At 74.7% G+C, this 25,815-nt stretch carries 23 protein-coding genes and 1 tRNA gene; 15 read left to right on the forward strand and 9 right to left on the reverse strand.

What is annotated here, in order from left to right:
- Nucleotides 1-80: 80 nt before the first annotated feature.
- Nucleotides 81-1,598 (reverse strand): sigma-70 family RNA polymerase sigma factor, encoded by a 1,518-nt coding sequence (locus ACFP3R_RS03490; RefSeq protein ID WP_380632686.1) that lies wholly within the window; start codon nucleotides 1,596-1,598, stop codon nucleotides 81-83.
- A 206-nt stretch (nucleotides 1,599-1,804) separates the two neighbouring features.
- On the opposite strand from ACFP3R_RS03490, the gene ACFP3R_RS03495 reads away from it, so the two are divergent.
- The 5 genes from ACFP3R_RS03495 (at nucleotide 1,805) to ACFP3R_RS03515 (ending at nucleotide 4,063) form a co-directional block, all read left to right on the forward strand.
- Nucleotides 1,805-2,203, forward strand: a complete 399-nt coding sequence (locus ACFP3R_RS03495) for a DUF7674 family protein (RefSeq protein ID WP_380632688.1) — start codon at nucleotides 1,805-1,807, stop codon at nucleotides 2,201-2,203.
- 27 nt (nucleotides 2,204-2,230) lie between these two features.
- Nucleotides 2,231-2,303: transfer RNA gene (locus ACFP3R_RS03500), tRNA-Gly, on the forward strand.
- A 132-nt stretch (nucleotides 2,304-2,435) separates the two neighbouring features.
- A complete protein-coding gene (locus tag ACFP3R_RS03505; protein WP_380632691.1) occupies nucleotides 2,436-2,861 on the forward strand; it encodes an OsmC family protein in 426 nt (141 codons plus the stop codon).
- 102 nt (nucleotides 2,862-2,963) lie between these two features.
- Nucleotides 2,964-3,410 (forward strand): hypothetical protein, encoded by a 447-nt coding sequence (locus ACFP3R_RS03510; protein ID WP_380632694.1) that lies wholly within the window; start codon nucleotides 2,964-2,966, stop codon nucleotides 3,408-3,410.
- Between the two features lie 65 nt (nucleotides 3,411-3,475).
- Complete coding sequence (locus ACFP3R_RS03515; protein ID WP_380632697.1) at nucleotides 3,476-4,063, forward strand: hypothetical protein; 588 nt, start codon at nucleotides 3,476-3,478, stop codon at nucleotides 4,061-4,063.
- Between the two features lie 453 nt (nucleotides 4,064-4,516).
- Here ACFP3R_RS03515 and ACFP3R_RS03520 read toward each other — a convergent pair whose 3' ends face one another.
- Complete coding sequence (locus tag ACFP3R_RS03520) at nucleotides 4,517-4,711, reverse strand: hypothetical protein (RefSeq protein ID WP_380632698.1); 195 nt, start codon at nucleotides 4,709-4,711, stop codon at nucleotides 4,517-4,519.
- A gap of 11 nt (nucleotides 4,712-4,722) precedes the next feature.
- The gene (locus ACFP3R_RS03525) at nucleotides 4,723-5,316 is read right to left on the reverse strand and encodes a hypothetical protein (protein WP_380632701.1); all 594 of its coding nucleotides are present in this window, start codon (nucleotides 5,314-5,316) and stop codon (nucleotides 4,723-4,725) included.
- A gap of 156 nt (nucleotides 5,317-5,472) precedes the next feature.
- Here ACFP3R_RS03525 and ACFP3R_RS03530 point away from each other — a divergent pair, with 156 nt between their 5' ends.
- From ACFP3R_RS03530 to ACFP3R_RS03555, 6 genes are all read left to right on the forward strand, one after another.
- Nucleotides 5,473-7,281, forward strand: coding sequence for a hypothetical protein (locus ACFP3R_RS03530; RefSeq protein WP_380632703.1), 1,809 nt, complete (start codon nucleotides 5,473-5,475; stop codon nucleotides 7,279-7,281).
- A 119-nt stretch (nucleotides 7,282-7,400) separates the two neighbouring features.
- Complete coding sequence (locus tag ACFP3R_RS03535; RefSeq protein WP_380632706.1) at nucleotides 7,401-8,525, forward strand: hypothetical protein; 1,125 nt, start codon at nucleotides 7,401-7,403, stop codon at nucleotides 8,523-8,525.
- The gene (locus tag ACFP3R_RS03540) at nucleotides 8,522-10,165 is read left to right on the forward strand and encodes a class I SAM-dependent methyltransferase (protein WP_380632708.1); all 1,644 of its coding nucleotides are present in this window, start codon (nucleotides 8,522-8,524) and stop codon (nucleotides 10,163-10,165) included. Before ACFP3R_RS03535 ends, ACFP3R_RS03540 begins: the two co-directional genes overlap by 4 nt.
- 9 nt (nucleotides 10,166-10,174) lie before the next feature.
- Entirely contained in the window at nucleotides 10,175-12,067 is a 1,893-nt protein-coding gene (locus ACFP3R_RS03545) for a glycosyltransferase family 4 protein (protein ID WP_380632711.1), read from the forward strand.
- On the forward strand, nucleotides 12,064-12,606 hold the full coding sequence (locus tag ACFP3R_RS03550) for a hypothetical protein (RefSeq protein ID WP_380632714.1): 543 nt from the start codon (nucleotides 12,064-12,066) through the stop codon (nucleotides 12,604-12,606). Before ACFP3R_RS03545 ends, ACFP3R_RS03550 begins: the two co-directional genes overlap by 4 nt.
- On the forward strand, nucleotides 12,603-14,369 hold the full coding sequence (locus ACFP3R_RS03555; RefSeq protein ID WP_380632717.1) for a glycosyltransferase family protein: 1,767 nt from the start codon (nucleotides 12,603-12,605) through the stop codon (nucleotides 14,367-14,369). Before ACFP3R_RS03550 ends, ACFP3R_RS03555 begins: the two co-directional genes overlap by 4 nt.
- A 90-nt stretch (nucleotides 14,370-14,459) precedes the next feature.
- Here ACFP3R_RS03555 and ACFP3R_RS03560 read toward each other — a convergent pair whose 3' ends face one another.
- On the reverse strand, nucleotides 14,460-15,764 hold the full coding sequence (locus ACFP3R_RS03560) for an alginate O-acetyltransferase AlgX-related protein (protein WP_380632720.1): 1,305 nt from the start codon (nucleotides 15,762-15,764) through the stop codon (nucleotides 14,460-14,462).
- Nucleotides 15,765-16,209: 445 nt separating this feature from the next.
- On the opposite strand from ACFP3R_RS03560, the gene ACFP3R_RS03565 reads away from it, so the two are divergent.
- Nucleotides 16,210-16,584: a hypothetical protein gene (locus tag ACFP3R_RS03565; protein WP_380632722.1), complete on the forward strand. Its 375-nt coding sequence runs from the start codon at nucleotides 16,210-16,212 to the stop codon at nucleotides 16,582-16,584.
- Between the two features lie 178 nt (nucleotides 16,585-16,762).
- Here ACFP3R_RS03565 and ACFP3R_RS03570 read toward each other — a convergent pair whose 3' ends face one another.
- Together ACFP3R_RS03570 and ACFP3R_RS03575 are read right to left on the reverse strand one after the other, a co-directional pair.
- Complete coding sequence (locus ACFP3R_RS03570) at nucleotides 16,763-17,422, reverse strand: response regulator transcription factor (RefSeq protein WP_380632724.1); 660 nt, start codon at nucleotides 17,420-17,422, stop codon at nucleotides 16,763-16,765.
- Nucleotides 17,319-18,221 (reverse strand): sensor histidine kinase, encoded by a 903-nt coding sequence (locus ACFP3R_RS03575; protein WP_380632728.1) that lies wholly within the window; start codon nucleotides 18,219-18,221, stop codon nucleotides 17,319-17,321. Before ACFP3R_RS03575 ends, ACFP3R_RS03570 begins: the two co-directional genes overlap by 104 nt.
- A 159-nt stretch (nucleotides 18,222-18,380) precedes the next feature.
- On the opposite strand from ACFP3R_RS03575, the gene ACFP3R_RS03580 reads away from it, so the two are divergent.
- A complete protein-coding gene (locus ACFP3R_RS03580) occupies nucleotides 18,381-18,704 on the forward strand; it encodes a hypothetical protein (RefSeq protein ID WP_380632734.1) in 324 nt (107 codons plus the stop codon).
- 334 nt (nucleotides 18,705-19,038) lie between these two features.
- On the opposite strand, the gene ACFP3R_RS03585 is transcribed toward ACFP3R_RS03580, so the two are convergent.
- Nucleotides 19,039-20,823, reverse strand: coding sequence for a gamma-glutamyltransferase family protein (locus ACFP3R_RS03585; protein ID WP_380632737.1), 1,785 nt, complete (start codon nucleotides 20,821-20,823; stop codon nucleotides 19,039-19,041).
- 368 nt (nucleotides 20,824-21,191) lie between these two features.
- Between ACFP3R_RS03585 and ACFP3R_RS03590 the strand changes: the two genes are divergently transcribed.
- A complete protein-coding gene (locus tag ACFP3R_RS03590) occupies nucleotides 21,192-21,944 on the forward strand; it encodes an SDR family NAD(P)-dependent oxidoreductase (RefSeq protein WP_380632740.1) in 753 nt (250 codons plus the stop codon).
- Between the two features lie 34 nt (nucleotides 21,945-21,978).
- Here the strand turns inward: ACFP3R_RS03590 and ACFP3R_RS03595 are convergent, their stop codons facing one another.
- Nucleotides 21,979-23,613, reverse strand: a complete 1,635-nt coding sequence (locus tag ACFP3R_RS03595) for a TM0106 family RecB-like putative nuclease (RefSeq protein WP_380632742.1) — start codon at nucleotides 23,611-23,613, stop codon at nucleotides 21,979-21,981.
- Nucleotides 23,614-23,718: 105 nt separating this feature from the next.
- Here ACFP3R_RS03595 and ACFP3R_RS03600 point away from each other — a divergent pair, with 105 nt between their 5' ends.
- Nucleotides 23,719-24,150, forward strand: a complete 432-nt coding sequence (locus tag ACFP3R_RS03600) for a DUF6474 family protein (RefSeq protein ID WP_380632745.1) — start codon at nucleotides 23,719-23,721, stop codon at nucleotides 24,148-24,150.
- Here ACFP3R_RS03600 and ACFP3R_RS03605 read toward each other — a convergent pair.
- Complete coding sequence (locus tag ACFP3R_RS03605; RefSeq protein WP_380632748.1) at nucleotides 24,131-25,786, reverse strand: BCCT family transporter; 1,656 nt, start codon at nucleotides 25,784-25,786, stop codon at nucleotides 24,131-24,133. The two genes, ACFP3R_RS03600 and ACFP3R_RS03605, sit on opposite strands and share 20 nt — an antisense overlap.
- Nucleotides 25,787-25,815 lie beyond the last annotated feature (29 nt).

The following is a 25,815-nucleotide window of genomic DNA, read 5'->3' on the forward strand; positions in this document are numbered from 1 at the left end:
CCCTACGAGGCGTCGAGCGATCACCGAGCGCGTTCCACGCTACCGGCAAAGTCTTGCACCTCGCGGGTGAAAACCCCCAGTCATGCGGGTTCGAGCCGGTCGGGTGTCGCCGCGACGCCGACCACGGGCGACTTGGCGGCGGGCGACTTGGCGGCGGGTGGTTCGGCCGCGGATGGTTCGGCGGCGGTCTTCGTGGGCGCGCCGGTGGTGGTGACCCCGGTGGTCGGCGCGCCGGTGGTGGTCGCCCCGGTCGTGGTGGCGACGGACTGCTCGGGCTCGGTCCTGGCCGTCCCCACCGGGGTCGTGGACGTCGGGTCGGACGGGTCGGTGGCGGCGGAGACCTCGGCCGAGGTGCCGGTGAGCACCAGCGACCGCTCCCCGGCGGGGACCTCGGCCCCGGCGTCGACCGGGACCACCGGGGGCGCCTCGTCGGCCGTGGTGGTCGGCGCGGGTCCGGTCGGCCGCACCGTCCGCGGCGCGGTCCCGGTGCGCACGGCCCGCTGCGCGGCGACGGGCGAGGGCGTGCTGGTCGCCGTGCCGGTCGCGGTCACCTCGGGCGTGCACAGGGCCAGCACGTTCCCGCCGGGCGCGCCGTCCGGGCCGGGCTGGAGCAGCGCGGGCCCGGGGGCGCCGGTGAAGGTGCCCGCCAGCACCCCGAACAGCCCCACCGCGGCGGCCGACGCGGCGGCGGCCAGCACCAGCTTCACCCGGCCGGCCAGCAGCGCCGCCTTGCCCAGCACCGCGGGCGCGACCAGGCCGGGCGTGACCAGACCGGAGGTGACCAGCGCCGGCGCGGCCAGCGCCACCGCGGCCACCGGCACGGCGGTGCTCGCCGCGTGGGCCCGCAGCGTCGAGCACACCTCGGTCAGCTCGGCGTGCAGGGAGTTGCAGGAGGAGCACGTCTGGAGGTGCTTGCGGATGCGCCGGTGCTCCGCGCCCTGCACGCCGCCCGCGACGTACGTGCCGAGCTTGGCCACCACCGAGCTGCACGCCCGCGGCCCGGTGTCCTCGGCCAGGTGCGCCTGGAGGTAGGCCGCGCGCAGGCCCTCCCGGGCGCGGCGGGCCAGCGCCGCCATCGCGTTGGGGCTCAGGCCGAAGCTCGGCGCGACCGCCGCCGGCCGCGCGCCCTCCACCTCGACCTGCCACAGCACGGTGCGCCACCGCTCCGGCAGGCTGGTGAACGCGCGGGAGATCAGGACGTGCTCCGGCCGGTTCGCGGTGACGTCCGGGAACGGCTCGACGCGCCTGCTCAGCTCCTCGTCCTCCACCGGCACGTCGCGCCGCCTGCCGCTCCACTCCCACGCCACCCGGCGCGCGACGGTCAGCAGGTAGGTGCGGACGTGGTCGGTCGGGCCGGAGCCCCGGCGGATCGCCTGGAGCACGCGGAAGAACGCCTCCGCGGTCAGGTCGTCGGCCTCGGCGTGCTCCCGCACGTGCCGGAGGGCGAACCGGCGGACGGCGTCGGCGTGCTGGGTGAACAGCTCGCCGAACGCGGCGTCGTCGCCGGCGCGCACCCTGGCGAGCAGTTCCCGGTCGAAATCGGCATCTCCGGCCATCCCGCCCGGCACCTCCCGCCCGCCCTGTGCTCCGTTGGTCAAGATGCCACAACCGGTGGTGGCGCGCCCGAAGTGATAGCGACCCGAGACCGAAGACCCCCCGGCCGGTGTGGGCCGTTCGGCCCACGCGGCACGCCTGCCTTTCGCGCACACCGCGTTCGCGGTCGGTGACGGGGCGGTCACGGGTGGGCGTCAGGTGGTGGGCGACCCCGTGGCCCGGGACGGCACGACGGGTAACCTCCTGCCGCGTGGTCGACTGGCGCACGAGGGCTTCCGCCCTCTTCCCCGAACTGAGCGCCGTCGTCGAGCGGGAGTCGTGGTCGTGCCACGTGTTCCTGTCCGAGCTGTGGCAGCTCGCCCTGGAGGCGCACCGGGACGACGACCGCGAGGTGCTGCACCGGGTCTACGGGTTCGCGCACTGGTGCCTCCGGCAGCCCGAGCGGTTCCTGTCGGACGCCTCGGTGGTCAGCTTCTACGAGCACGTGTTCGACGAGTGGGAGCTGCGGGACGAGGTCGCGCCCTGGCTGCCCGCCGAGGTGGTCGAGCGGGTCCGGCCGCTGTGGGAGTGGCGGTGGTCCCAGGAGCGGTTGACCGAGGTCGACCGCCTGCTGGCCGATTCGGTGCCCCCCGGTTCGAACCCCGGTTGAGGGATGGTCTATAGTTCTTCGTGTCAGGCGGATGTAGCGCAGTTGGTAGCGCATCACCTTGCCAAGGTGAGGGTCGCGAGTTCGAGTCTCGTCATCCGCTCTTCGAAAAGGCCCCCGGTGTCCGCACCGGGGGCCTTTTTTTCGCGTTCTCGATCACGCCGGCGGCGGTTTCCGGACCTGACCACTAGGTTGGTGCCGAAGGGTTTCCCTCGTCGAAGACGGAGTTTCTGACATGGCCACCACCCGCAAGGCGACCACGCACTGGGAAGGCAACCTGCTCCAGGGCAACGGCACCGTTGCCCTGGAGTCGTCGGGCATCGGCAGCTACGACGTCAGCTGGCCCTCCCGCGCGGAGGAGGCCAACGGCAAGACCAGCCCGGAGGAGCTGATCGCGGCCGCGCACTCGTCCTGCTTCTCGATGGCCCTGTCGCACGGCCTGGCCCAGGCGGGCACCCCGCCGGAGACGGTCGACACGTCCGCCGAGGTGACGTTCCAGCCGGGCAAGGGCATCACGGGCATCCACCTGACCGTCACCGCGGTCGTGCCGGGGCTGGACGCGGACGGCTTCACCGCCGCCGCCGAGGGCGCCAAGAAGAACTGCCCGGTCAGCCAGGCGCTGGCGGGCACCGAGATCACGCTGACCGCCACCCTGGGCTGAGCGGCACACCGCTGGTACCGGCCTGATACCCGAAGTGTTGGGCCGGTGCCAGTTGTCGCACTCGATTTGACCCGCTCGGGTGATGCCCGGTAGTCGTGGTGGATGCTCACCGAGTTGGGCGGCCCCGGGCGGCTCGCCCTGGGCGCGCTGGTCGGTTCGGCGCTCGCGGCCCTCGTCGGCTTCTCGACGGCCGCCGCTCCCGCGCCCCCACGACCGGGCCCGTCCGACATGGGGCACATCGTGGTGGTGAAGGGCAGCGACCAGCCCAGCCGGACCGCCACCGGACCCGGCACCACCGCGTCGAGCGCCTCGGACACCACGGCGTCCTCCACGCCGGCCTCCTCCTCCAGCCCGACCTCGTCGGGCTCGGCCTCGTCCTCCGCCTCGACCACTTCGGTGACGAGCGCCACTTCGAGCATCCCCAGCACGTCCCGCACGTCCACCACTCGGCCCACCACGACGACCAGACCGACCACCACCTCGCGCCGACCGACCACCACGACCACGACGACGACCACCCGCCGGCAGTGCGGGCTGATCTTCTGCTGACCCTGCTGACCACCTGTCGATTGCCCACGAAAGGGTGACCAAGCGTGTTTTGGCAAGATCGGGCCGTGACGTCCAGCCAGGTGCCCACCCAGCCCCAGCGAAGCAACGACACCCCCACGATGCGCATCCAGCCCGTCCCCGTCGGCGAGCCCGCGTGGCCGACCGCCGAACCGATGACCGCGAGGGACCTCACGCCCATGGCGGCGGTCACCACCAAGCTCCAGCGGATCTCCGCGCCGCCGATCGGTCAGGGGATGTCCGGCCTGCTGCCGACCGCGCCCGAGCGGCCCGCGCCGGCCGTCGTCCCGGGTGCTCCCGCGGGCTTCGGCGTCCCCGCCCCCGTCGCGATCCCCGCGCCCACCGCGGTCGCGCCGGCCGTCCCCGCGCCGCTCGTACCGGCACCCACCGTGATCGCGCCGCACGTGCCCGCCGCGCCGCCCGCGTCCGCTCCCGCGCAGCCCGCGGTCGACGTGTCGGCCGCACCCACCGTGGTCGCCGCGCCCGTCACGCCCGCCGTGCACCCCACCCCCGCCCCCGCTGCGTCCGCAGTCACCGCCGCGAAGCCGGCGACCGCGGCGGCCACGTCGCGCAACCGGTGGCGCCGCATCGCCCGCAAGATCGTCGGGCCCACGCTGCTCACGAAGAAGGGCTGACCCCCGGGGGTGGGTCGGTCCCGGAGCGGACCGGCCCGCCCCCCGGGCCTACGCGGACCGGGCCTGGGCCGCGCAGAGCCCGCCCGTGCGGAGCAGTTCGTCGTGGGAGCACGCCCGCGCCGACCCACACGCCGACCAGCGGTCGGTGCTCCACCACGACGTCGGTGGTGACGACGGGTCAGCCAGGTGGTGCTGTGCTTGACGAAGAAGGCGGCGGCGCCGAGGCGGGTCCGGTCCTCGCGGTAGAGGTGGAGGAGGGTGCGGACGGGGTGCTCGCCGCGGTAGCGGTGGTCGAGGGGGCCGCGGGACACGCGGGGGCCCCTCGGGGGTGGGCAGCTGACGCACACACCGCGCCGTGTGGGGAGCGCTCTCACATCCTAGGTGCCCCCGGGGTGGGGGTTCATCGCGTTTTCGCGGGCCGGGCGGGTGCCGCGACAGCACCCGCCCGGTGGTTCAGGCGGCGGAGACGGGTTCGACGTACTCCAGTTCGTACATGCCCTGCAGGGGTTCGTCGGCGCCCTCGATCTCCACGGCCACGAACACGAGCGGACCGATGCCGAAGTCGGAGGTGCGCACCACCTCGCCCTCGTGCATGCTGCCGCCGAAGGGGACGCGGACCCTTTCGCCGAGCTTGGGCATCTTCTTCACGTGCCCTCCTCTCACCACGGTGCCTTGTTCAGCAGTTGTCGCAAGCTTTCGTTGACCACATGGTCCATGCCCCTGGCCAGGCCGTCCAGGCCACTGCGCCACCGCTTGACGGACGGGAGCGTCAGGGGCCAATCGGCCGCGACCACGTCGGCGATCTTCTTCTTGTCGTCGTGCGCGATGCCGTTGCGGGCCTTGTTCAGCATTTCGAGCCTGCGGCGCCATTCGGAGGACTTCGTCGGGTAGTGCGCGTGCAGGTTCGGCCACAGGTCCACGTTGAAAAGGCTGAAGTCGTTGCCCAGCGCACCGGGCTCGGCGTTGCCCCGGTCCAGCCTGCGGGCGGCGAGGAACGAGAACGTGAGCACCCGGCGCACCTCCGGGTCGGCGGAAGCGGTGGAGTGCACCACGAACTGGATCGCCTCGTCGTGCAGGTCGCGGCAGTAACCCTGGAACTCGCTGGCGAGTCTCAGGATGATCGCGTGGTTCAGTTCTTCGGTGGCCCAGCGGCGGCCGGCTTTCGAGCCGCCGACGGCCAGGTGGGCTTTGAGCAGGTTGTCGAGCTTCGCCTTGCGGCTCGACTGCCATTGGAGCAGTGCTGCGGAAACCACGCGGGCACGGTACGTCACCACATGTGACGTTGCGTGCGCGCCATCACGGAACCCGGCGACCGGGTAACGATCCGGTCGTCTTCACCGTGCCGGGTACCTTTGTGCGTTCTCATAACCCCGCACGGAGGTTCGGCACGGAATGGTGATGGTGAACAGGTGGCAGTAGAGGTCTTGGCCGAACGACGGGCCGAGCGGCCCCCGCGTCGCCGCGGACGCGCCGCCCCGCTGTCGCTCCACCTGCTGGCCGCCGTCCCGTTCGTGCTCGCCGTGGTGGAGGCGTTCCGCTCCCCCAGGTTGAACTACGGCGACTTCTGGCTGCTGCTGGGCCGCGTCACCACCCCGACCGGCGAGCTGCGGCCCGCCGAGCTGTTCGTGCTGCACAACGACCACCCGGCGGTCCTGGTGTCGCTGCTCTTCTGGCTCGACGCGAAGCTGTTCGACGGCCAGAACTGGCCGCTGAGCCTGTTCAGCGTGCTCATGGCGCTGGCGATCTTCGGCTGCCTGGTGAGCATGTTGCCGCCCGCCCTCACGGGCACCAAGCGCGCCGCCGTCGTCGCCGCGCTGTCGGCCCTCACCTTCTCCTCCGCCGCCACCGAGTACTTCGGCATCGGCATGAGCGGCGCGCACTGGCTGCTCGGCCTCACACCGGCCGTGGTCGCGATCGCGCTCGCGCACCGGGGGCACACGCTGCCCGCCGCGGCGCTGGGCGCGATCGCCTGCCTGGGGCACGGCGCGGGCTTCCCGGTGTGGGCGGCGCTGGCGCTGGTCGCCTGGTTGCGCCGGGACCGGCTGTGGCGCGTGGTGCTGCCCGTGCCGCTGGGCGTGGTCGTGCTGGTGGTCTGGTACCTGGCCGGTCGGGGTCCGGGGTACCCGGGTCCGTTCATCTCGGGGCCCGACACCTACCTCAGCGCCGCGCTGACCACGCTCGGCCAGGTGTGGGCGGCGGCGTCGGCGGACTTCGCGCTGGCGGGCGGGACGCTGACGGCGGGGCTGCTCGCGGTGCTGCTCGCGGTCGCGGTGCGGGAGCGCCTGGACCGGGAGCACCCGGGCCGCGAGCACCCCGGTCCGGAGCGTCCGGTCCTGGAGCGCCTCGACCAGGAGCGTCCCGACCGGGAGCGCCTGGACCAGGGGACCGCCTCGGGCGACCCCATGCTCACCGTGCCCGCGCTGCAACCGGTGCGCGACGACCGGGGGCGCGCGTCGGCCGGCTGGCACGGCCTGGCGGCGCACATGGTCCTCGCCGCCACGATGATCGGCCTCGGCCGCGGCCGGTACGGCGCGGCGGAGGGCTTGGCACCCCGGTACGCGGGCATCGCCCTGCTCGCGCTGGCCGCGCTCGTGGTCCTGCTGGCGGCGCGGGCGCACGCCCAGTCCGCCACCCACGTCGTGGCGGCCGTGCTCACCGCGGCCGTCGCCACCTACGCGATCGGCGCGACGTGGGCGGTCACCACGCGCAACAAGTACCCGCTCCAACCGGTGCTGGCGGTCGCGATGCGCCTCCAGGCCGACTCCGTGATCCTGAAGAACTTCGCCTACCCGCAGTTCACGCCGGTGCTGCGGGCGATGGGCGTCTACCCGTTCACCGACGACTTCACCCTCGGCTGCGGCGGCCCGGAACTCGGTTCCCGGATCGACCTGGCGAACGCGGCCGAACTGCCCCCGCCGGGCCAGGACCAGCAGACCTCCGGCGCCGTCGAGTCCGGCGCGGTGACCGGCGGCACCGAGGTCAACGGCTGGGCGATGGTCGGCGGCCGGACGCCGGACTGCGTCCTGGTCACCGACCGGGGTGGGACGGTGGTGGGGGGCGGCGCGGTCGGCCTGCCCCGCCGCGACGTCCTCCAGGTCGTCAACGGGACGGGACGGGCCGGCTGGCGGGCGGTCGCCGGGCCCGGCACCGAGGACGGCGTGGTCCTCGTCGCGTCCGGTGGGCGGCTCTACCGGATCACCACGGTCCTCGGCGGCTGATCAAGGGGACCGCACGACCGGAGGCGCACGCGGGGAGTGCTCCCGCGTACGTCACAATGACCTTTGCCTGAGCAGCACTGGAGGGGCCCACGATGTCCTGGCAAGACGATCTTCGGCAGTTGGACAGCGCCTTGGCCGAAGGCCGGATCTCGGCTGAAGACTACCGCCGTCGCAGGGATGAGCTGCTCGCGAGCGCCACGCCCGCGGCACCCCAGAACCAGCCGCAGACCCCGTTCGGCCAGCCGTTCCGCTGGGACGCCCAGCAGCAACAGCAGCAGCAGCCCCAGCAGGGCGCCGCCTCCCCGGACGCGACCCAGGTCGTCAGCGGCGGCAACAAGGCCGACGCCACCCAGGTCGTCAGCCAGTCCGGCAAGGACTCCGAGCGCACCCAGTACGTGCGCCCCGTGACGCCGCCGCCCGGCATGGAGCAGCCGCCGGTGGGGTGGCAGGCCAACCAGCCGCAGATGGGCGCGACCCCGCCGTGGGGCGGCCCGAACGACCCCTACCGCCCGATGGACCAGCCGTCGTGGATCGCGCAGGGGCCGGAGGTGTTCGACGACTCCTCCTCCGGTTCCAAGGGCAAGAAGATCGCCGTCATCGCCGGCGTGGTGGTGCTGCTGGCCGCCGTCGCGGGTGGTGTGTGGTTCTTCACCCGGGGCAGCGGCGACACGCAGGGCGGCGGTGACACGACGACCAGCGCGCAGACGACCACGTCGCCGACGCCGACCGACCCGAACGAGATCCTGCTGGCGCAGATCCCGGAGCTCAACGCCAAGAAGGACGTCGACGGCGGCGTGCTCACCCCGCAGGACCTGCCCACCGACGAGGTCCTGTCCGCGGACGAGGCCGAGGTGCTGGTGCAGGCCCGGGTCGAGAACGTGGCCTGGCGCGGCGCGACGAAGAGCCCGGTGGCCGACGGCAAGGGCGCGGAGAAGTTCTCGGTGCTGGTGATCCCGGCCGAGGACGAGACGGCCGCCTCGGAGCTGGCCGAGCAGCTGGCGCTCGCGCAGCGCGCCGAGAGCTTCATCAACATCAAGGACCCGCTGCCCGGGATGCCCGCGTCGCTGGTGTTCGACAAGCGCGTCACGCCCGAGGTGGGCCGCTACCGGGGCATGTACCTGTCGGGCAGCAACGTCGTGCTCGTCGACATCACGCAGACCCCCCTGGTGCAGGAGGCGGCGCTCAGCGGCAGCTTCCAGGACCAGGTCAAGGCGGTGTTGAAGCAGTTCCCCGCGGTCCAGTGACCACCTCACCCGCCACTCCGCTGCGCGGGCTGCACCCCGAGGGGCGCTGCCCGGTGCTCGGTGGTCCCCCCGCCGTCTCGTACCTGGACGGCGGGGAGGAGATGGTCGCCGCGATCGTCGACGAGGCCGCCGATCTCGGGTCGCTGAGCGACGAGCTGCACTACGCCGGCCGCACCTGGGCCGAGCGGTACCACCTCGACCGGGGGCGCGCGAACGTGCTGCGCGCCCTCGACCTGCCCGCCGACGCGGTGGTGCTGGAGGTCGGGGCCGGGTGCGGCGCGATCACCCGGTACCTGGGCGAGCGGGTCGCCGCGGTCGACGCCGTGGAGCCCGTGCCGGCCCGCGCGGAGGTGGCGGCCGGGCGCACCGCGGACCTGCCGGGTGTGCGGGTGTTCGTCGGGCTGGTCGACGACGTGCCCGACGAGCCCGCCTACGACCTGGTGCTCGTCGTCGGGGTGCTGGAGTACGTCGGCGCGGGTGACCGGTCGGACGCGCCGTACGAGGAGTTCCTGCGGTCGGCCCGGCGCAGGCTTCGACCCGGTGGCGCGCTGGTGCTCGCGATCGAGAACCAACTGGGCGTGAAGTACCTGGCGGGCGGCCACGAGGACCACAGCGGCAAGCGCTGGGACGGCGTGCAGGGCTACCCGGGCGGCGCGCCGGCGCGCACGTTCGCCCGCAAGCCGCTGGAGGACCTGCTGGCCCGGTCCGGGTACCGGGTGGCGCGCACGCTCGGCTGCTTCCCGGACTACAAGATCACCCGGGCGGTCCTGGACGCCGGGCTGGTGCGCGCGCACCCGGAGCTGGCGTGCGGCATCCCGAGGTTCCCCAGCCCGGACTGGGGCCACGACGAGCCGCGCCCGGTGGACGAGGCCGCGGTGTGGCGCGAGTTCGTCGCGGCCGGCCTGGGCGACCAGGTCTGGAACAGCTTCCTGGTCGTGGCCGCCCGCGACGACGGCCCCGCCGACGACGGCCCCGGTGACGACGACGCGGTACCGCCGCTGTGGCCCGAGCGGCGCCTCGCGGTGTACTTCAACACCGAGCGCGCGGCGCGCTGGTGCGCCAGGGCCGAGGTGGTCGACGGCGAGGTGCGGCGCACCCCGCTGCTGCCGCAGGGCGACGACCTCGTGTCGGTGCGCGCCTACGCCGAGCCGGTGCACGAGGGCAGGCCGCTGCTGTCGACCGTGCTGGACGAGCCGTGGCGGGTCGAGGACGCGCTGTGCGGCTGGCGGGACCTGCTGCGCGCCGAGGCGGACGCGCTGGGCCCGGCGATCTGGGACCTGGTGCCGCACAACCTCGTGGTCACCGCGGGCGGTCTGCGCGCGATCGACCTGGAGTGGCAGGTCGCGGGCGTGACCGTGGCCGAGGTGGAGCAGCGCGGCGTGCTGCTGACCGCCGACCAGCTGGCGGGCGCCGGGTGGCGCGGCGCGGGCGAGTGCACGACGGTCCGCGACCTCGCGGGGTGGCTGGGCGTGCTGCTCGGCCACGCGCCGAACTTCGTCGAGGAGGCGGCCGAGCGCGAGGCGCGCTTCCAGGCGACGCGGATCAGCGGCGCCTCGGCCGGGGCCGGGCTGCGGCGCGAGCAGGACTACTTGAGAGCGGCGTGGCGGACGCGGTTGGGCGAAACCGTCGCCGGGTGCTGAGGGGGAACGGTGATCGGGTACGTCGAGCTGCCGGACGGGCCGGTGGGGCACCGGTTCGAGGTGCGCGGCTGGGTGTCGGGCGTGGGGTCGGTCTCCGACCTGGTGGTGCACCTGGCGGGCCGGCCCGCGGCCGTGCGCGAGGTCGGGTTCCCCGGCGCGCCGCGCGGTGCGCTGGGCTGGGCCGCGGCCGCCGCCGAGGCGCTGCCGAACGGGGCGCACCCGATCAGCGTGCACGGGCCGGGCGGTGAGCCGCTGGCGGCCGAGGTGGTCGTGGTCGGCTCGCCCGACGGCGGGCAGCCGCTGCTGCTGGCCGACCTGGACGGCCCGGCCGCCGACTCGACCGTGAGCGGCGACCTGGTGCTGGTCAGCGGCTGGGCGATGCTGAACAGCCAGGTGCCGAGCCTGGTCGAGGTGTTCGTGGAGGGCAGCCCTGCGGTGCGGGCGCGCACGCGGCTGCCGCGGCCGGACGTCGCCGCGGCGTTCCCCGAGTTCACCGAGGCGGGCATCAGCGGGTTCGAGGCGCGCGTGCCGGTGGCGGTGCCGCCCGGCGGCGAGCGGCGGGTGTCGGTCCGGGTGCGGATGGTCACGGAGGGCGTGGGCGAGGCGTACACGCCGACCCGGTTCGCGACCGTGCGCAACCCGGCCGGCGACGCGTCCGACGACCTGCTCGCCGAGCTGCTGGAGCGGCAGAGCACCGACCTGCTGGCGCGCGTCACCCCGCGCACCGACCCCCGGCACGTCCTGGTGTTCACGCACAGCCTCGCCATCGGCGGCGGCCAGCTGTGGCTCCAGGAGCTGCTGACCGGCCTGGTCAAGAAGCACGACTGGGCCGCCACCGTGGTGACCCCGATCGACGGCCCGCTGCGCGAGGACTGCGCCGCGCTGGGCATCCCGGTGCACCTGACCTCGCACTACCGGACCGGCGACCTGGCCGCCTACGAGGGCCACGTGTCGGAGCTGGCGCTGCTGGCCGCCGCGTCCGGCGCGGGTGTCGCGCTGGTCAACACGCTGGGCGCGTTCAGCGCGGCCGACGCGGCCAAGCGGGCCGGGCTGCCGACCGCCTGGGTGGTGCACGAGAGCTTCGAGCTGGCGGACTTCTCCTTCCTCAACTGGGGCCCCGCCGGCCTGGCGCCCGCGGTGAAGCGGCGCTGGGAGCACAGCCTGGGCGAGGTGGACCGGCTGCTGTTCGTCGCCGACGCCACCAAGGAGATGTTCGCCCGCTACTCCGAGCCCCAGCGGTGCCGCACGATCCGCTACGGCACGCCGATGGTCCGGTTCGGCGGTCGGATCAGCGAGCGCAGGCGTGCCGAGGCCCGCCGGGCGCTGGGCGTGCCGGACGACGCGCTGCTGCTGCTCAACGTGGGCGTGGTCGAGCCGCGCAAGGGCCAGGCCGCGCTGATCTCCGCGGTGGAGCGGATCCGGCCGGTGTTCCCGGGCCTGCGGCTGGCGGTCGTCGGCCAGCACCCGACGCCCTACGGCTTGGCGCTGGACGCGCTGGTCGAGCGCCACGGGCTGGACGGCTCCGTGCGGCTCGTGCCGATCCAGCGCGACCCGACCCCGTGGTTCCACGCCGCCGACCTGTTCGTCAACAGCTCGGACGTCGAGTCGCTGCCCCGGTCGATCCTGGAGGCCGTGTGCTGCGGCCTGCCGGTCGTGGCCAGCGACGTGTTCGGCGCGCGCGAGATGATCGACGACGGGGTCACCGGCTGGCTGTTCGAGCCGAACGACGTGGACGCGCTGACCGTGGCGCTGCTGCGGGCCGTGGAGACGCCCGCGGCCCGGCGCGCCGAGGTCGCCGCCGGCGCGTTCGACCGGCTGCGCGGCTGGCTCGACCCGACCGGCTACGCCGACGAGTACTCCGAGGTGCTCAGCACCATCGCCGAACAGGGGGACGTGGCATGACCGACGAGGACCTGACCGACCTGCCCGGCCCCGTGCGCGCCGAGCTGACCAGGCTGCGGGCCGAGCGCGTGGTCTTCGTCTCCGAGCGGGAGAGGCTGCTCGAGCAGCTGCGCGAGGCCGACGAGACGACGCGCGGGCTGATGGCCGACCGCGACCGGCTCGCCGAGCAGGTCTCGGAGCTGGGCGACCGGGTCCGGACGGGCTCGGACCGCGAGGACCGGGACGAGGCGCTGAGCGCCGAGCTGGCCGGCGCGCACCAGGACCGGGAGGCGCTGCGCGCCGAGCTGACCCGGACCCGCGCGGAACGCGACCGGCTGCGGCTGCGGCTGCTGGACGCCGAGCTCGCGCTGGCCGGCACGGGCGGCGTGGAGACCGCCGGACCCGCGCCGACCACGCCCGCGGGCGAGCGGGACCGGGTGGCCGCCGCCGCGGCGCGGGCCGCGCGCCTGGCCCGCGAGCTGGCCGCGACCAGGGCGACGGTGAGCTGGCGGGTGACCGCGCCGCTGCGGGCCGTGCGCCGCCGCGGGCGCCAGCCGTGAGCCCCGACCTGTGCCTGGTGTCCGCCGCCGGCGGCTCGGCGTTCATGGAGGAGCTGTTCGAGGTCGTCGCGGACGCCGTGCGGCGCGCGGGCGGGCGGGCGCGCACCGCGGTCGGCCGGTTCCCCGCGCCGGCCGACGACACCGTCTACCTCGTCGTGCCGCACGAGTACTTCTACGTGACGCCGGTGGCGGACCGGCCGTCCGCCGCGCTGCGCGCCCGGACCATCGCGTTCTGCGTCGAGCACCCCGGCACGACGACCTTCGAGCGCACCGCGGGCCTGATCCCGTCGCTGGCCGGCGCGGTGGACATCAACCTCGACTCCATCGCGGAGCTGCGCCGCCGCGGCGTCGCGGTGGAGCACTTCCAGCTCGGGTACACGCCGCTGTGGGACCGCTGGGGCGGCGATCCCGACTCCGAGCGGCACGTGGACGTGACCTACCTGGGCACCGCGGAGCGGCGCCGGTCGGTGCTGCTCAACTCGTTCTCGGCCGACCTGGACGACCTGCGGGTGCGGCTGCTGACCCCGCCGCACGAGCCGATGGGCGGGCGGCGGGTCGACTTCCTGCCCGGTGAGGAGAAGTTCCGGCACCTCGCCGACTCCCGGGTGCTGATCAACCTGCACCGCGAGCAGTCGAAGGCGCTGGAGTGGGTGCGGGTGCTGGAGGCGCTGACCAACGGCTGCGTGGTGGTCACCGAGCCCTCGTCCGACATCGAGCCGCTGGTCCCGGGCGAGCACCTGGTGGTGGCCCGCGCCCGCTCGCTGGGCGCGGTCGCGGCGGCGCTGACCGCCCGGCCGGACCGGGAGCGCGAGCTGCGGCTGGCGGGCTACGACTTCGTCCGCGACCGGCTCGACATGCTCGGCTCGGCCCGCGCGCTGGTGGACCTGGCCGCCACCGTGCTGGCCGGTCCCGGGACGCCCGCGCCGCTGCCCGCGCTGCCCACGCCGCAGGCCGAGTCGGCGCAGCCGCCGCTGGCGGTGGACACGCCGTCGTGGGACCCGAGGTTCGGCGGGGTGCCCTCGCTGGGCCGCGAGGTGCTGGACCTGGAGGTGACCGCCGCGGCGCTGGCGGTGGAGCGGACCTCGTTCGCGCAGCGGGTGTCCGGGCGCGGCTGGCACGAGCACCCGTCGGCGCGCTCCGGCACGGCCGACGTGGACGTGCTGGTGGTGCACCGACCCGGCGAGCCCGACCCGGACGAGCTGCTGCTGGACCTGCTCGGCGGCACGGTGCGGCCCGAGCGGCTGCTGGTCTGCGTCGACGGCACGGCCCCGCCCGCGCGCGGGCACGCCACCGCCGTGCTCCAGCACGAGACGCCGCTGGGGCGCGGGGTCGCGCGGAACGGGCTGCTGGAGCGGTCCGGCGCCGAGTGGCTGCTGGTGGTGGACGCGGGCCTGCGGGCCTCGCGCCACCTGCTGGAGCGGCTGCTCGCGACGGCCGCGGACGTCGCGCACTGCCCGGTCGGCGACCCGGTGGAGGGCCTGGTCGGCGCGCTGCCGCCGGAGGAGCGCAGGCTGCGCCTGCTGCCCTACCTGGGCTCCGGCTACCTGGTGCGGCGGTCGGTGGTCGACGCGTTCGGCGGGTGGACCGAGGACCCGCTGCTGGACGGCTTGGAGGACCACGTCTTCTGGTTGCGGGTGGCGACCGGGGAGGTGCCCTCGGAGCTGGTCCAGCAGGTGCTGCTGCACCGGCACCGGCCCGACGTCCCGCTCCGGCCGCTGGACCTGCACCCGCACCGCACCTGGCAGCGGTCGCTGAGCGCGTGACCGGCGCGGCCGGGGGTCGGGCTCGGGAACCGGGCCGGCGGCCGGCCCCGGGGGTCGGCGGGGTCGGCGGGATCAGCGGGGTCAGCGGGGTCAGCGGGGGCGCTTGGCCAGCTCGCCGACGATCGCGTCGACCGCGCCGGGGGCCAGCAGGGTGTTGATGCCGGCCACCAGGCTGCGCTCGACCGCCTCGACCACCACCACGTCCTGCTCGGCCAGCATCCGGCCGACCTTGGCGGGGTCGGTGCCGACCAGGTCGCTGTGCACCATGGACAGGTCCGCGAACCCGCCGACCAGGTAGCTGCTCATGGTGAAGGCGAAGGAGTCCCCGATCAGGCCGACCTTCGGCGTCACCCCGCCCGACCCCCGCGGCTGGGTGAAGCGCTTGGGCTCCCGCAGGTCGTCCCGGACCGGGCGGCTGCGCACCGTCCCGCCGTCCGGGGCGAGGTCGTAGACCTGCACCGGGCGCTTCTGGGTGCGGCCGACCAGGGTGGGCAGATCGCCGGCCACCTGGGACACCTGCGCCTCAGTCTGCCGCCAGCGGGTGGTGGAGCCGGGCTGCACCGCCTCCGCGACCGCGCGGACCATCACCAGGCCGCCCTCGTGCGTCCAGTGCGTGTCGATCTTGTCGTAGACGGGGCGGCCGAGCCGCTCCCCCTCCGCCCGCAGCCCGGCGCGCAGGTCGAGGGCCCCGGTGTCGGGCACGAGCCGGCGCCAGAACTCGTCCCGCGCCGCGTCGTGGCACTTGCCGCCGAGGTAGCTCCCGGGCAGGTGCTCGGGCACCGCGGTGGCCTTGTTGGGCGCGACGACCAGCACGAACCGCCTGCCGGACGCCTCGACGCCCGCGCGCAGCGCGTTCAGCCCGCCGAACACCTCGTCCAGGGACTTGTTCGGCTGGCAGGCGGCCTGGACGTCGTAGCCGAGGTAGAGCCAGTTGTCCCGCCCCTCGACCACGACCGGGAACCCGCTGGCCCGGGGGATCTCCACGCCGGTGAGCGGCACGTCCTCGGCCTCCTGGTCCGGCACCAGGCCGGGCACCGGGCCCGTGTCGTGCTTCTCCCCGAACGGGTAGGGCTCGCCGAAGACGCCCCGGCTGACCCCGTCCGCGGCGGCCACGGCCCTGTCCCGCAGCGGGAGGTGGTCGGCCGCCCAGGAGTTGAGGCCGGTGAAGAAGCCCCAGCCGGCGGTGACCGAGGGGAACGGGGCCAGCTTCCGGTTCTCGAACTCGGCCGGGCGGACGCCGACCACGAGCAGCAGCAGGGGCACGCAGAAGAACGCGGTCGCCGCGATCAGCGCGCCGCGCTGGCGGTGGCTGTGGCGCGGTCGGTAGAAGACGTGCTCGCGGGGCAGGAACGACTCGGGCACGGCGGGGAGGCCCTTGGTCCGCTCACTGCTCATGCCCGGCAGGGTAGCCGGCCGCCGGCTCGCCCGTTCGGGGGTTGGCGGCACCGGCGCGTCCCGGGCGGGTGATCCGGGCAACCCCGCGGTGGTGCCCGACGTCCACCAACGGGTTCGCCGGGAGCGGCGCACCCCCGCGGGCGGCACGGGATCGCCCACCCGCGGCCCGAGCCCGTGGCGCACCCGCGCGCGGGCGGCGCGACGGACCGGTGGCCGGAGGAGCGGTGGAGAACGCTGTGACCCTCGTCACTCGACACAAGCGCATATTCGGCGTGGACCGTTCCCTCCCAGCGCCACCCGAGCAAAAGCGGGGCGGCGGATGTCCGCATTGAAGCCGCCCCACCGGCCTAGTCCCTATGGCGGATTGTCCGCTTGCCGTACGATCATTTTCACGTTGTACGGGCTGTGCCTGCTAGGGGGCCTCGGAACAAGAGGTAGGTGCGTCATGGATCTCGCTCTGAGCAAGGTGATCGAACTGCGCGAGAGCGGGTTCCAGTTCCTCCACCTCCGGGACGAGGACGGCCAGCTCGACCGCATCATGGCGTTCAAGCAGCGCCGCGGCTTCATCGACTCCATCCTGTTCTGGTCGGAGACCGAGGCCCGCGCGGGCCGGTTGCCCGCCGTCCGGGACAGCAAGCGCGCCGCTCAGGCCGTCTGGATCTACGAGGGCCCGTTGGTCGAGGCCGTTGACCGGTTGCTCGACCTGCCGGAGCCCGGCGCGCGGAACGCGCCCTCGCTGATGCGCAAGACGGCGTCGGACCTCGCGGTCGTGACCACGCTGCCGTTCAAGCTGAAGCTGCCCCCCGGCGCGATCGCCTAGTTCACCCTTCGTTAACGTCACCCGCCGCACACAAAATGCGGCGGGTAGTTGCTTTTCCGTTACGTTCCGTGATTATTGCGCAATTGCGTGGACTTTTTCCGGGGCAATACCCGGCGGTCCGCGAGGATGGCCGGCGCGGTGCGCGCGGGGGTGCACGCGGCGGGGGCACAAGGAATATTCACCCTCGTCGCGGCGAGACCAATCCCGATTCGTAAGCGAGCACCACGAGTTGCGCGCGGTCGCGAGCGGCCAGTTTCGTCATCACCCGGCTGACGTGCGTGCGGGCGGTCGCCGGGCTGATTACCAACTGCCCGGCGATCTCGTCGTTGGCCAGGCCGGCGGCCACCAGGACCAGTACCTCCCGCTCCCGCGCGGTCAGCTCGCGCAGCGCCCGGGGGTCGGGGCGGCGGTGCTCCGGGCGGCGCGCGAACTCCTCGATCAGCCTCCGGGTGACGCTCGGCGCGAGCAGCGCCTCGCCGGCCGCCACCACCCGCAGGGCGCGCAGCAGCTCCACCGGCTCGGTGTCCTTGAGCAGGAACCCGGACGCCCCGGCGCGCAACGCCTCGAACACGTACTCGTCGACGTCGAAGGTGGTCAGCACCAGGACCCGGACCCCGGGCAGCTCGGCGCAGACCCGCCTGGTCGCGGCGAGCCCGTCCGTGCCGGGCATCCGGACGTCCATGACCACGACGTCCGGGCGGTACTCCCGGGCCAGGCGCACGGCCTCCGCCCCGTCACCGGCCTCGCCGACGACCTCGAAGCCGTCCTCGGTGTCCAGCAGCAGGCGGAAGCCCGCCCGCACCAGCGCCTGGTCGTCCGCCAGGACCACCCTGATCACCACGAACCCCCCACGGTAGGACCGCCCGCACGGCGAACCCGGTGGCCGTCGGACCGGCCTCCAGCGTGCCGCCGAGCGCTTCGACGCGTTCGGCCATGCCCCGCAGCCCCGCGCCCGCGCCCTGCGCCGGCCGGTCCGCGCCCCCGGCGCCGTCGTCGGTGACGGTCAGCTCCAGGGCCCGCTCGGTGCGCCGGAACCCGACCACGACGGCGGTGGCGCCCGGCGCGTACCGCACCGCGTTGGTCAGCGCCTCCTGCACCACCCGGTACGCCGCCGCGCCCACGGAGGCGGGCACCTCGCCCGGGTCGCCCCGGACCACCGCCTTCGGCACGGGCGCCACCAGCTCGTCGAGCCGGTCGAGGCCGAGCACCGGGGCGGCGTCCCCGCCGGCGCGCAGGACGCCCAGGGTGGCGCGCAGGTCGTCCAGGGCGTGCCCGCTGGCCTCCTTGATGGCGCGCAGGGCCTTGACCGCCTCCTCGGGCCGGCGGTCCGCCACGTGCGCGGCGACGCCGGCCTGCACGTTGATCATGGCGAGGCTGTGCGCGACCACGTCGTGGACCTCGCGGGCGATGCGCAGCCGCTCCTCCTCCACCTGGCGGCCGCGCCGCTCGGCCAGGCGGGTCCGCCCCAGCGAGAGGACCGCGGCGGCGGGGGCGGCGATCAGCGGGCCCCAGTGGCCGGTGACGTAGAACAGCCACGTGGACGCCCCGGTGACCGCGACGACCGCGACCGGGAAGCGCCTGCGCCACAGCAGCGGCGCGAACGTCGCCGCGAACCAGACCCACGCAGGCCATGACATGGGCCGAAGGTACGGGACCGCGGGGTCGCCCGGCATCGGTCCGGAGGCGGCTCCCGCGGGTACGACGACCGTCGTAGGCCACCGGAGCGGGTGAACAAATCCACCTGGAGGGATTGCCGAGCTTGAACCGGTGCCCCGCATTGCGAAACTTTCCCGGCCATGAACCTCAGGAAGACCATCGCGGGGGTCACGGTCGCCCTCGGCAGCACCGCTGTCGTGCTCGGCCTGGGCGGCACGGCGCAGGCGGCCGACCTCGGCCTGGAGACGCGGCCGGACGTCGATGCCGAGCCGGGCAGGCTGGTGCGCGTGGGCGACGTGCTCCGCGTCGACACGAACGAACTGGCCGGGCACGTGCGGACGATCACGCCGCGCGACATCGGCCCGGAGGGCATCGGCGAGCACGTCCGCGAGGTCGTCCCGCCGCTGGCCGAGAAGGCCAGGCAGGGCCTGCCGGTCGAGCTCCAGGTGGACCTGGGCCGCTGACCGGCGGCCCGCCGGCGCGCACCGCCGGCGGGCCGACCACGAGCCGGAACGGTCCCGGCCCCCTCCCCCTCGGGTCGGGACCGTTCCAACCCCGTTCGACCCGACCCTGTTCGACCCGACCCCGTTCGACCCGACCCCGTTCGACCCGACCCCGTTCGACCCGACCCCGTTCGACCCGACGGCGAGCGACCACGGCGGGCGGCCCGGCGCACAGCCCCCGGCCGCGTCACGCGGGAGGGCGGCGCGACCGGCGGCGCACCGCGCGGCCACCCGGCCACCAGGCCCTCCGCCGCACCGCGCGGTCCGGCGGCGGCTCCCCGCCCGACCCCGGCCCCTAGCGACCCACCGCGTAGCCCTGGCCACCGCGCGGGTTGGCGGCGGCGCGCAGCAGGCCGTCACGGGCGTCCCTCGCCACCGCCGACAGGCGACCCAGCGCCCAGGGCCCCGCGTCCACCACGACGTGCCCGCGCTCGCGCAGCTCGTCGGCCCCGGCGAACCGCGACTCCACCACGACCTCGCCCGGCGTCCACGACCGCGGGTAGAACGAGCTGGGGAACGCGTTGGTGTGCCACATCGGCGAGTCGATCGCGGCCTGGAGGTTCATCCCGCCCGTGGTGTGCGCGAGCCAGAAGCCCAGCTGCCACTGGTCCTGCTGGTCGCCGCCGGGGGTGCCGAACGCCATCGAGGGCAGGCCGTCGCGCAGGGCCAGCGACGGGGACAGCGTGATCCGGGGCCGCTTGTTCGGGGCCAGCGAGTTCGGCAGCCCCTCGTCCAGCCAGAACATCTGCGCCCGGCTGCCCAGGCAGAAGCCCAGCGACGGGATGGCCGGGGACGACTGGAGCCACCCGCCGGACGGGGTGGCCGAGACGAGGTTGCCCCAGCGGTCGACCACGTCGACGTGCACGGTGTCGCCCTTGACCGACCCGGTGCGGGAGACGGTCGGCTCCCCGAGCGCACCGCCCTGCTCGCCGTCCGGGGCCACCGGGCCGCGCCGCACGTGCGCCGGGAGCAGCGGCGGCGCGCCGAGGGGTGAGCCGGGGCGCAGGTCGAGCGACGCCTCCCCGGTGACGAGCGCGCGCCGCGCGTCCGCGTACTCGCGGGACAGCAGCACGTCCAGCGGCACCTCGCCGTCCCCGTACCAGGCTTCCCGGTCCGCGAACGCCAGCTTCGCGCACTCCACCGCCAGGTGCACGGTCTCCGCGGTGGGCGCGCCGTCGGCGTAGGCCAGGTGGTCCGCGAAGCCCTCCAGCAGCAGCAACTGCTGGAGCAGCACGGGCCCCTGAGTCCACGCGCCGGGCTTCGCCACGGTCCACCGGCCGAACTCCACCGTCACCGCGTCCTCGTAGGACGCCTCCCACGTGGCCATGTCCTCGCCGGTCAGCACCCCGGCGTGGTCCGCGCCCGAGTCGTCGCGGAAGGCGGTCCGGCAGAACTCGTCCACGCGCGCCGCGACGAACCCCTGCGACCACGCCCGCCGCGCGGCCTCGATCTGCGCCTCCCGGTCCGACCCGGCGGCCTCGGCGGCGGCCAGCAGCCGCTCCCAGGTGTCGGCCAGCACGGGGTTGCGGAACCGCGAGCCGGCCACGGGCGGCTTGCCGCCGGGCAGCCACAGCTCGGCGGAGGGGGCCCAGTGCTCGCGGAACAGGTCGGCGACCGTCGAGACGGTGAACGACACGCGCTCCAGCACCGGGAACCCGTCGCGCGCGTAGCCGATGGCGTGGCCGAGCACGTCGCGCAGCGTCTTGGTGCCGTAGTCGCGCAGCAGCGTCAGCCAGCCGTCCCACGCGCCGGGCACGGTGGCGGCGAGCAGGCCGCTGCCGGGCACGAGGTCCAGGCCGAGGCCCCGGTAGTGGGCGGTGGTGGCCCCGGCGGGCGCCACGCCCTGCCCGCACAGCACCCGCGGCGACGTCTCGCCGGCCGCGGCGAACACCACCGGCACCTCGCCGCCGGGTCCGTTGAGGTGTGGTTCGACCACCTGGAGCACGAAGCCGGCGGCGACCGCGGCGTCGAAGGCGTTGCCGCCGTCCTCCAGGACGGCCATGCCCGCGCCGGAGGCGAGCCAGTGCGTGGACGCGACCATGCCGTGCGTGCCCACGAGTTCAGGGCGGGTGGTGAACATGGCCGCCAACGTACGTCGAGCGCCTCGCTTTTGTTACCCCCGCTAAGGAGATTGTCTGCTGAAGATCTACTGAAGTCGATGGTCGCTCATGCTTCGGCCGACGCGCCGCCGGCCCGGGTCGACCCGTGGTCGTATGCGGAGAGTGAGCCGGGTAGTCCCCCGGGTGTACCCGGGAACACCCCTCGCGGCGGACGCGGGCCCGCCGGGATCGGGGCACTGTCTTCAGCATGGAACTCGTCGTGATCCCGCTGCTGTTCGTGGGGCTGGCGCTGCTCGCGGCCGTGCCCCTGGTCGCCTTGCTGCACCTCTCGGAGGACCGGGGGCTGAACGACCGTTAACCTCCTCCCGTCGGTGGACAGGGAGGATGCATGGAGATCTCGGGTACCGCGGCGATCGTCACGGGCGGCGCGTCCGGGTTGGGCGCGGCGACGGCACGGGCGCTGGCCGCGCGCGGTGCGGCCGTGTACGCGCTCGACCTGTCGGTGGAGGCCGCGCCGGTCGTCGAGGGCGTGACCTACCTGACGGCGGACGTCACCTCGGAGGAGGACGTCCAGGCCGCCGTCGACGCGGCCGCCGGGTCCGGCGCGCCGCTGCGGGTGGTGGTGAACTGCGCGGGCATCGCGCCGTCGGCGCGGACCGCGGGCAAGGCGGGCCCGCACCCGCTGGACCTGTACCGCAGGGTGATCGACGTCAACCTGGTGGGGACGTTCAACGTGCTGCGGCTCGCGGCCGCGGCGATGGCGAGGACCGAGCCGCTGGCGGACGGGCAGCGCGGCGTGGTGGTCAACACCGCGTCGGTCGCGGCGTTCGACGGGCAGATCGGGCAGGTCGCGTACGCGGCGTCCAAGGCGGCGGTGGCGGGCATGACGCTCCCGGCGGCGCGGGACCTGTCGTCGGTGGGCGTGCGGGTGATGACCATCGCGCCGGGCATCGTGGACACGCCGATGCTGGCGACCGTGTCGGAGGAGTTCCGGGCCGGGCTGGCGGCCGGGGTGCCGTTCCCGAAGCGGCTGGCGCTGCCGGAGGAGTACGCCGCGCTGGTCCTGTCGATCGTCGGGCACGACTACCTGAACGGCGAGGTCATCCGGATGGACGGGGCGCTGAGGATGGCGCCGCGCTGAACCCGGCTCCCCCGGCCGGGTCGCTCCCGCCGCCTCAGAGGTCGCCCGCGAAGGGCAGGTCGTCCATGGCGTCCGAGGTCATCCACACCCGCAGGGCGTGGGTGGCCCGGACGTCGTCCTCGTTGTAGACCAGCAGGCGGTCGCGCTGCACGGGGTTCGGCGGGTGGCCGTCCATGCCCACCGCGTCGCGGTACCAGCGCATCGAGTTCTCGCCGCCCGCCTCCGGGTCGCGCCAGGTGAAGCCGGCCGCCGGGGCGATCGTCTTCAGGCCCTTGCCGTGGGCGCACAGGAACTGGTCCTGGACGATGCCGAACAGGTCGATCCAGGCGTCGGACTGGATGAACTCCTTCACCTGGGCGGTGGTCGGGATGCCGGGGCGGCCCTTGAACCGGGTGGCCGAGCCGAGCAGCCAGCGGTTCTCGGCCAGCTCGTTGTAGCAGTAGGCGCGGAAGGTCAGGCCCCGGGCGCGGGCGCGCAGCCGGACGTCGGTGAGCCAGCCCCAGAACTCGGCGAACGAGCGGGCCTCGTCGTCGCACGGCAGCGGTTCCCAGGTGGCGAACGCCCGGTAGCCGTGCGCCACGCCCACGTCCGCGCCGGACAGCAGGCAGCCCCACATGTAGGCGCCGAGGTCGCCGAAGCTCTCCATGTCGACGTCCACCTCCACGTCGGCGCGGGGGACGTCCATCCGCGACACGCGGCGCACCACGGTCAGGTCGCGCTGCCAGGCGCGGGCCAGGATCACCGCGTCCTCGTGGAGCATCCCGACCAGCGGGGTGACCGGGGTGCCCGGGTCCAGCTCGGCCAGCCGGTCGACCGTGGTGACGCCGACCTTGCGCAGGGCGGCGGCGTCCTCGCCGCGCACGACGAGGCTGACGTCCCCGGCCCGGCGCAGGTCCTCCTCGCACACCGGCCACCACGGGCAGCTGCGGCACTCGACGATGCGCGACGGCCTGGCCAGGGGCTCGGCGCCGGTGGCCGCCGCGGCGGCCACGGCCAGGCGGTCGGCGAAGCGCGAGTCGTACTCCGACAGGGCGGTGCGGCTGTTGGGCCAGTTCGGCGCCTCCAGGTCGTGCCAGACGACGACGTCGGCGTCCATGCCGACCACGCCGCCGGTCGCGCGGCCGCGCGCGGCGAACCCGGCCGCCTGGAGCTGGCGCTGGGCGTGGGCGAGGCGGAGCTGGTCGCGCGGCTGCGGGCGCACCTTGCGCAGCGGGTCGTGCCGGGAGCCGCCGGGCAGCGGGTGGGACAGCGGCGAGGTGCGGGCGCCCTGGCCGGGGTCGCTGACCTTGTGCCGGACCACGAGGACCGGCACGTAGCCGGTGGCCTCCCGGACCAGCAGGTCGATGCCGCCGCGCCGGCCGCCCACCGGGTCGCGCGGCAGGGCGGCGCCCCAGATGAACGGCACGCCCGCCGCCATCGCGGCGGCGGTCGCCCGCTCGCGGTCCGCCGCGGGGACGTCCTGCGGGACCTCCACCAGGTCGGAGCCGACGAACCGGCCCAGGGCCGCGGCCACCGCGCGGCGGTGCTCGCCGGCGTCGGCCCGGCGCTGTTGGCCGGTCGGGTCGGGCGGCGATTTCGGCGCGTCGCGCAGCGCGGGGTCGTGTTCGAGGTGCACCCGCCGCCGGCAACGAGTGACCACTCCGGCGTCGAGCTGCACCTGGGGAGTCACTGTTGCAGGGTAGGCCGCCGGGCACGTCCCCGTGCCGGCACCTCTCGGAGTCGAGTCGATCTTTTGCCCCGGCGGCTCTACTGTTTGCGGTGAGGAGGTGCCGCCATGGCGCGCGCGAAGGGCAAGGGGTTCACCCCGAGCAGGGCGAGGAACCTCGTGGGCGTGGCCAAGGTGCTGGCGCCCGCGCTGATCCCGGTGGTCATGCCGATCGCCGTCCGCACCGCCGCCCTGGTCAGCGACCGCTACGACCACTACCGGGCCTCCCGGCTGGGCGTGCCGGTCGACCAGCTGACCAGGTACTCGGGCCGCGGCGCGGCGCTGCACGCCCGGATCACGGGCTTCGACGAGGCCCTGGAGCAGGTGCGGGAAAGCGACCGGGGCTACGTGGAGACCACCGAGCGGCGGCTGGGCCAGCTGCTGGCGGCCGTGCGCGCCTCGGAGCGGATGCCCCCGGCGCGGCGCCGGGCCGCGCACCGCGCCGTGTCGGCCGACCTGGACGGGTTGGAGGCCGAGCTGCTCACACGCCTCGGCGTATGAGCCGCTTGACCAGGCGCAGGGCCTTCTCCTCCGGGTCCTGCGGCTGGAGCACCTCCTCGATGACCTCGGCGACCCGGGCCTCGCGCCGGATCAGCGGGTCGCTGCGCAGGTCGCGGGCCAGGGCCACGCACAGGCCGATCATCACCACCAGGAACGGCAGCGCGGCGATGATGGTCAGGTTCTGGAGGCCGGTGAGCCCGTTCGAGCCGCCGACCAGGAGCATCACCGCGGCCACCGCGCCGGTCAGCACGCCCCAGAAGACCACGACCGCCTTGGCCGGGCGGATCGAGCCGCGCTGGGAGAGCGTGCCCATCACGACCGAGGCGGCGTCCGCGCCGGAGATGAAGAAGATCGCCACCAGCACGATGACCACCACGCTCGCCGCGGTGGCCAGCGGGAAGCCGTCGAGCAGGGCGAACAGCTGACCCTCCGGGGTGGCGGCGCCCACCAGGCCGGCGCCCTCGCGCTCGGCGAAGACGGCGGTGCCGCCGAACACGCAGAACCACATCAGGCTGACCAGGCTCGGCACGCCGACGACGCCGGTCACGAACTGGCGGATCGTGCGGCCCCGGCTGATCCGGGCGATGAACACGCCGACGAACGGCGTCCACGAGATCCACCACGCCCAGTAGAAGATCGTCCACCCGGCCAGCCACTCCTGGGTGGCGTCGCCGCCGACCGCGGCCGTGCGGCTCGCCATGTCGGCCAGGTCGCGGAAGTAGTCGCCGATCGCGGCGGGCACCAGGTTGAGCACGAACACCGTCGGGCCGACGACGAACACGAACACCGCGAGCACCACCGCCAGCACCATGTTGGTGTTCGACAGCCACTGGATGCCCCTGGCCACGCCCGACACCGCCGAGGCGACGAACGCCGCGGTCAGCACCGCGATCACGCCCACCAGGACCGCGTTGCCCGCGCCGCCCAGCCGGCCCGCGGCGCGCAGGCCGCTGCCGATCTGGAGCGCGCCGAGCCCGAGCGAGGCCGCCGACCCGAACAGCGTCGCGAAGATCGCCAGCACGTCGATGGCCCGGCCCGCACCGCCCGCGGCGCGCCCGCCCAGCAGCGGCGTGAACGCCGCGCTGATCAGCTGGCTGCGTCCCCGCCGGAAGCTGCCGTAGGCGATGGCCAGGCCGACCACCGCGTAGATCGCCCACGGGTGCAGGGTCCAGTGGAACAGCGTGGTCGCCATCGCGGTCTGGACGGCCTCGTCCGTGCCGCCCGGGACGGTGCCCGGCGGCGGCGACGCGAAGTGCGTCAGCGGCTCGTTGACCCCGTAGAACATCAGGCCGATGCCCATGCCCGCGCTGAACATCATGGCCACCCACGAGACGGTCCGGAACTCCGGCTCCTCGTCGTCGCGGCCGAGCGGGATGCGGCCGTAGCGGCTCACCGCCAACCACAGCGCGAACACCACGAACCCGGACGCGGAGAGCACGAAGGCCCACCCCAGGTTGCCGATCACCCAGTCCAGGACCGACCGCGCCACCCGGCCGAGGGACTCCGTGGCGAACACGCCCCACCCGATGAACGCGAGCGCGATGGCGGCGGCCACCCCGAAGACCACGCGGTCGGTCCGCCCGACGCGGTCGGCCGCGGGCGGGGTCTGCCGAACCGGTTCGACCGAGGCTGCCACGTCGGACTGCTACCCCGTCCGGCCCAGTC

This window comes from Saccharothrix lopnurensis, assembly GCF_042658445.1.
GTDB classification, from domain to species: Bacteria; Actinomycetota; Actinomycetes; order Mycobacteriales; family Pseudonocardiaceae; genus Actinosynnema; species Actinosynnema lopnurensis.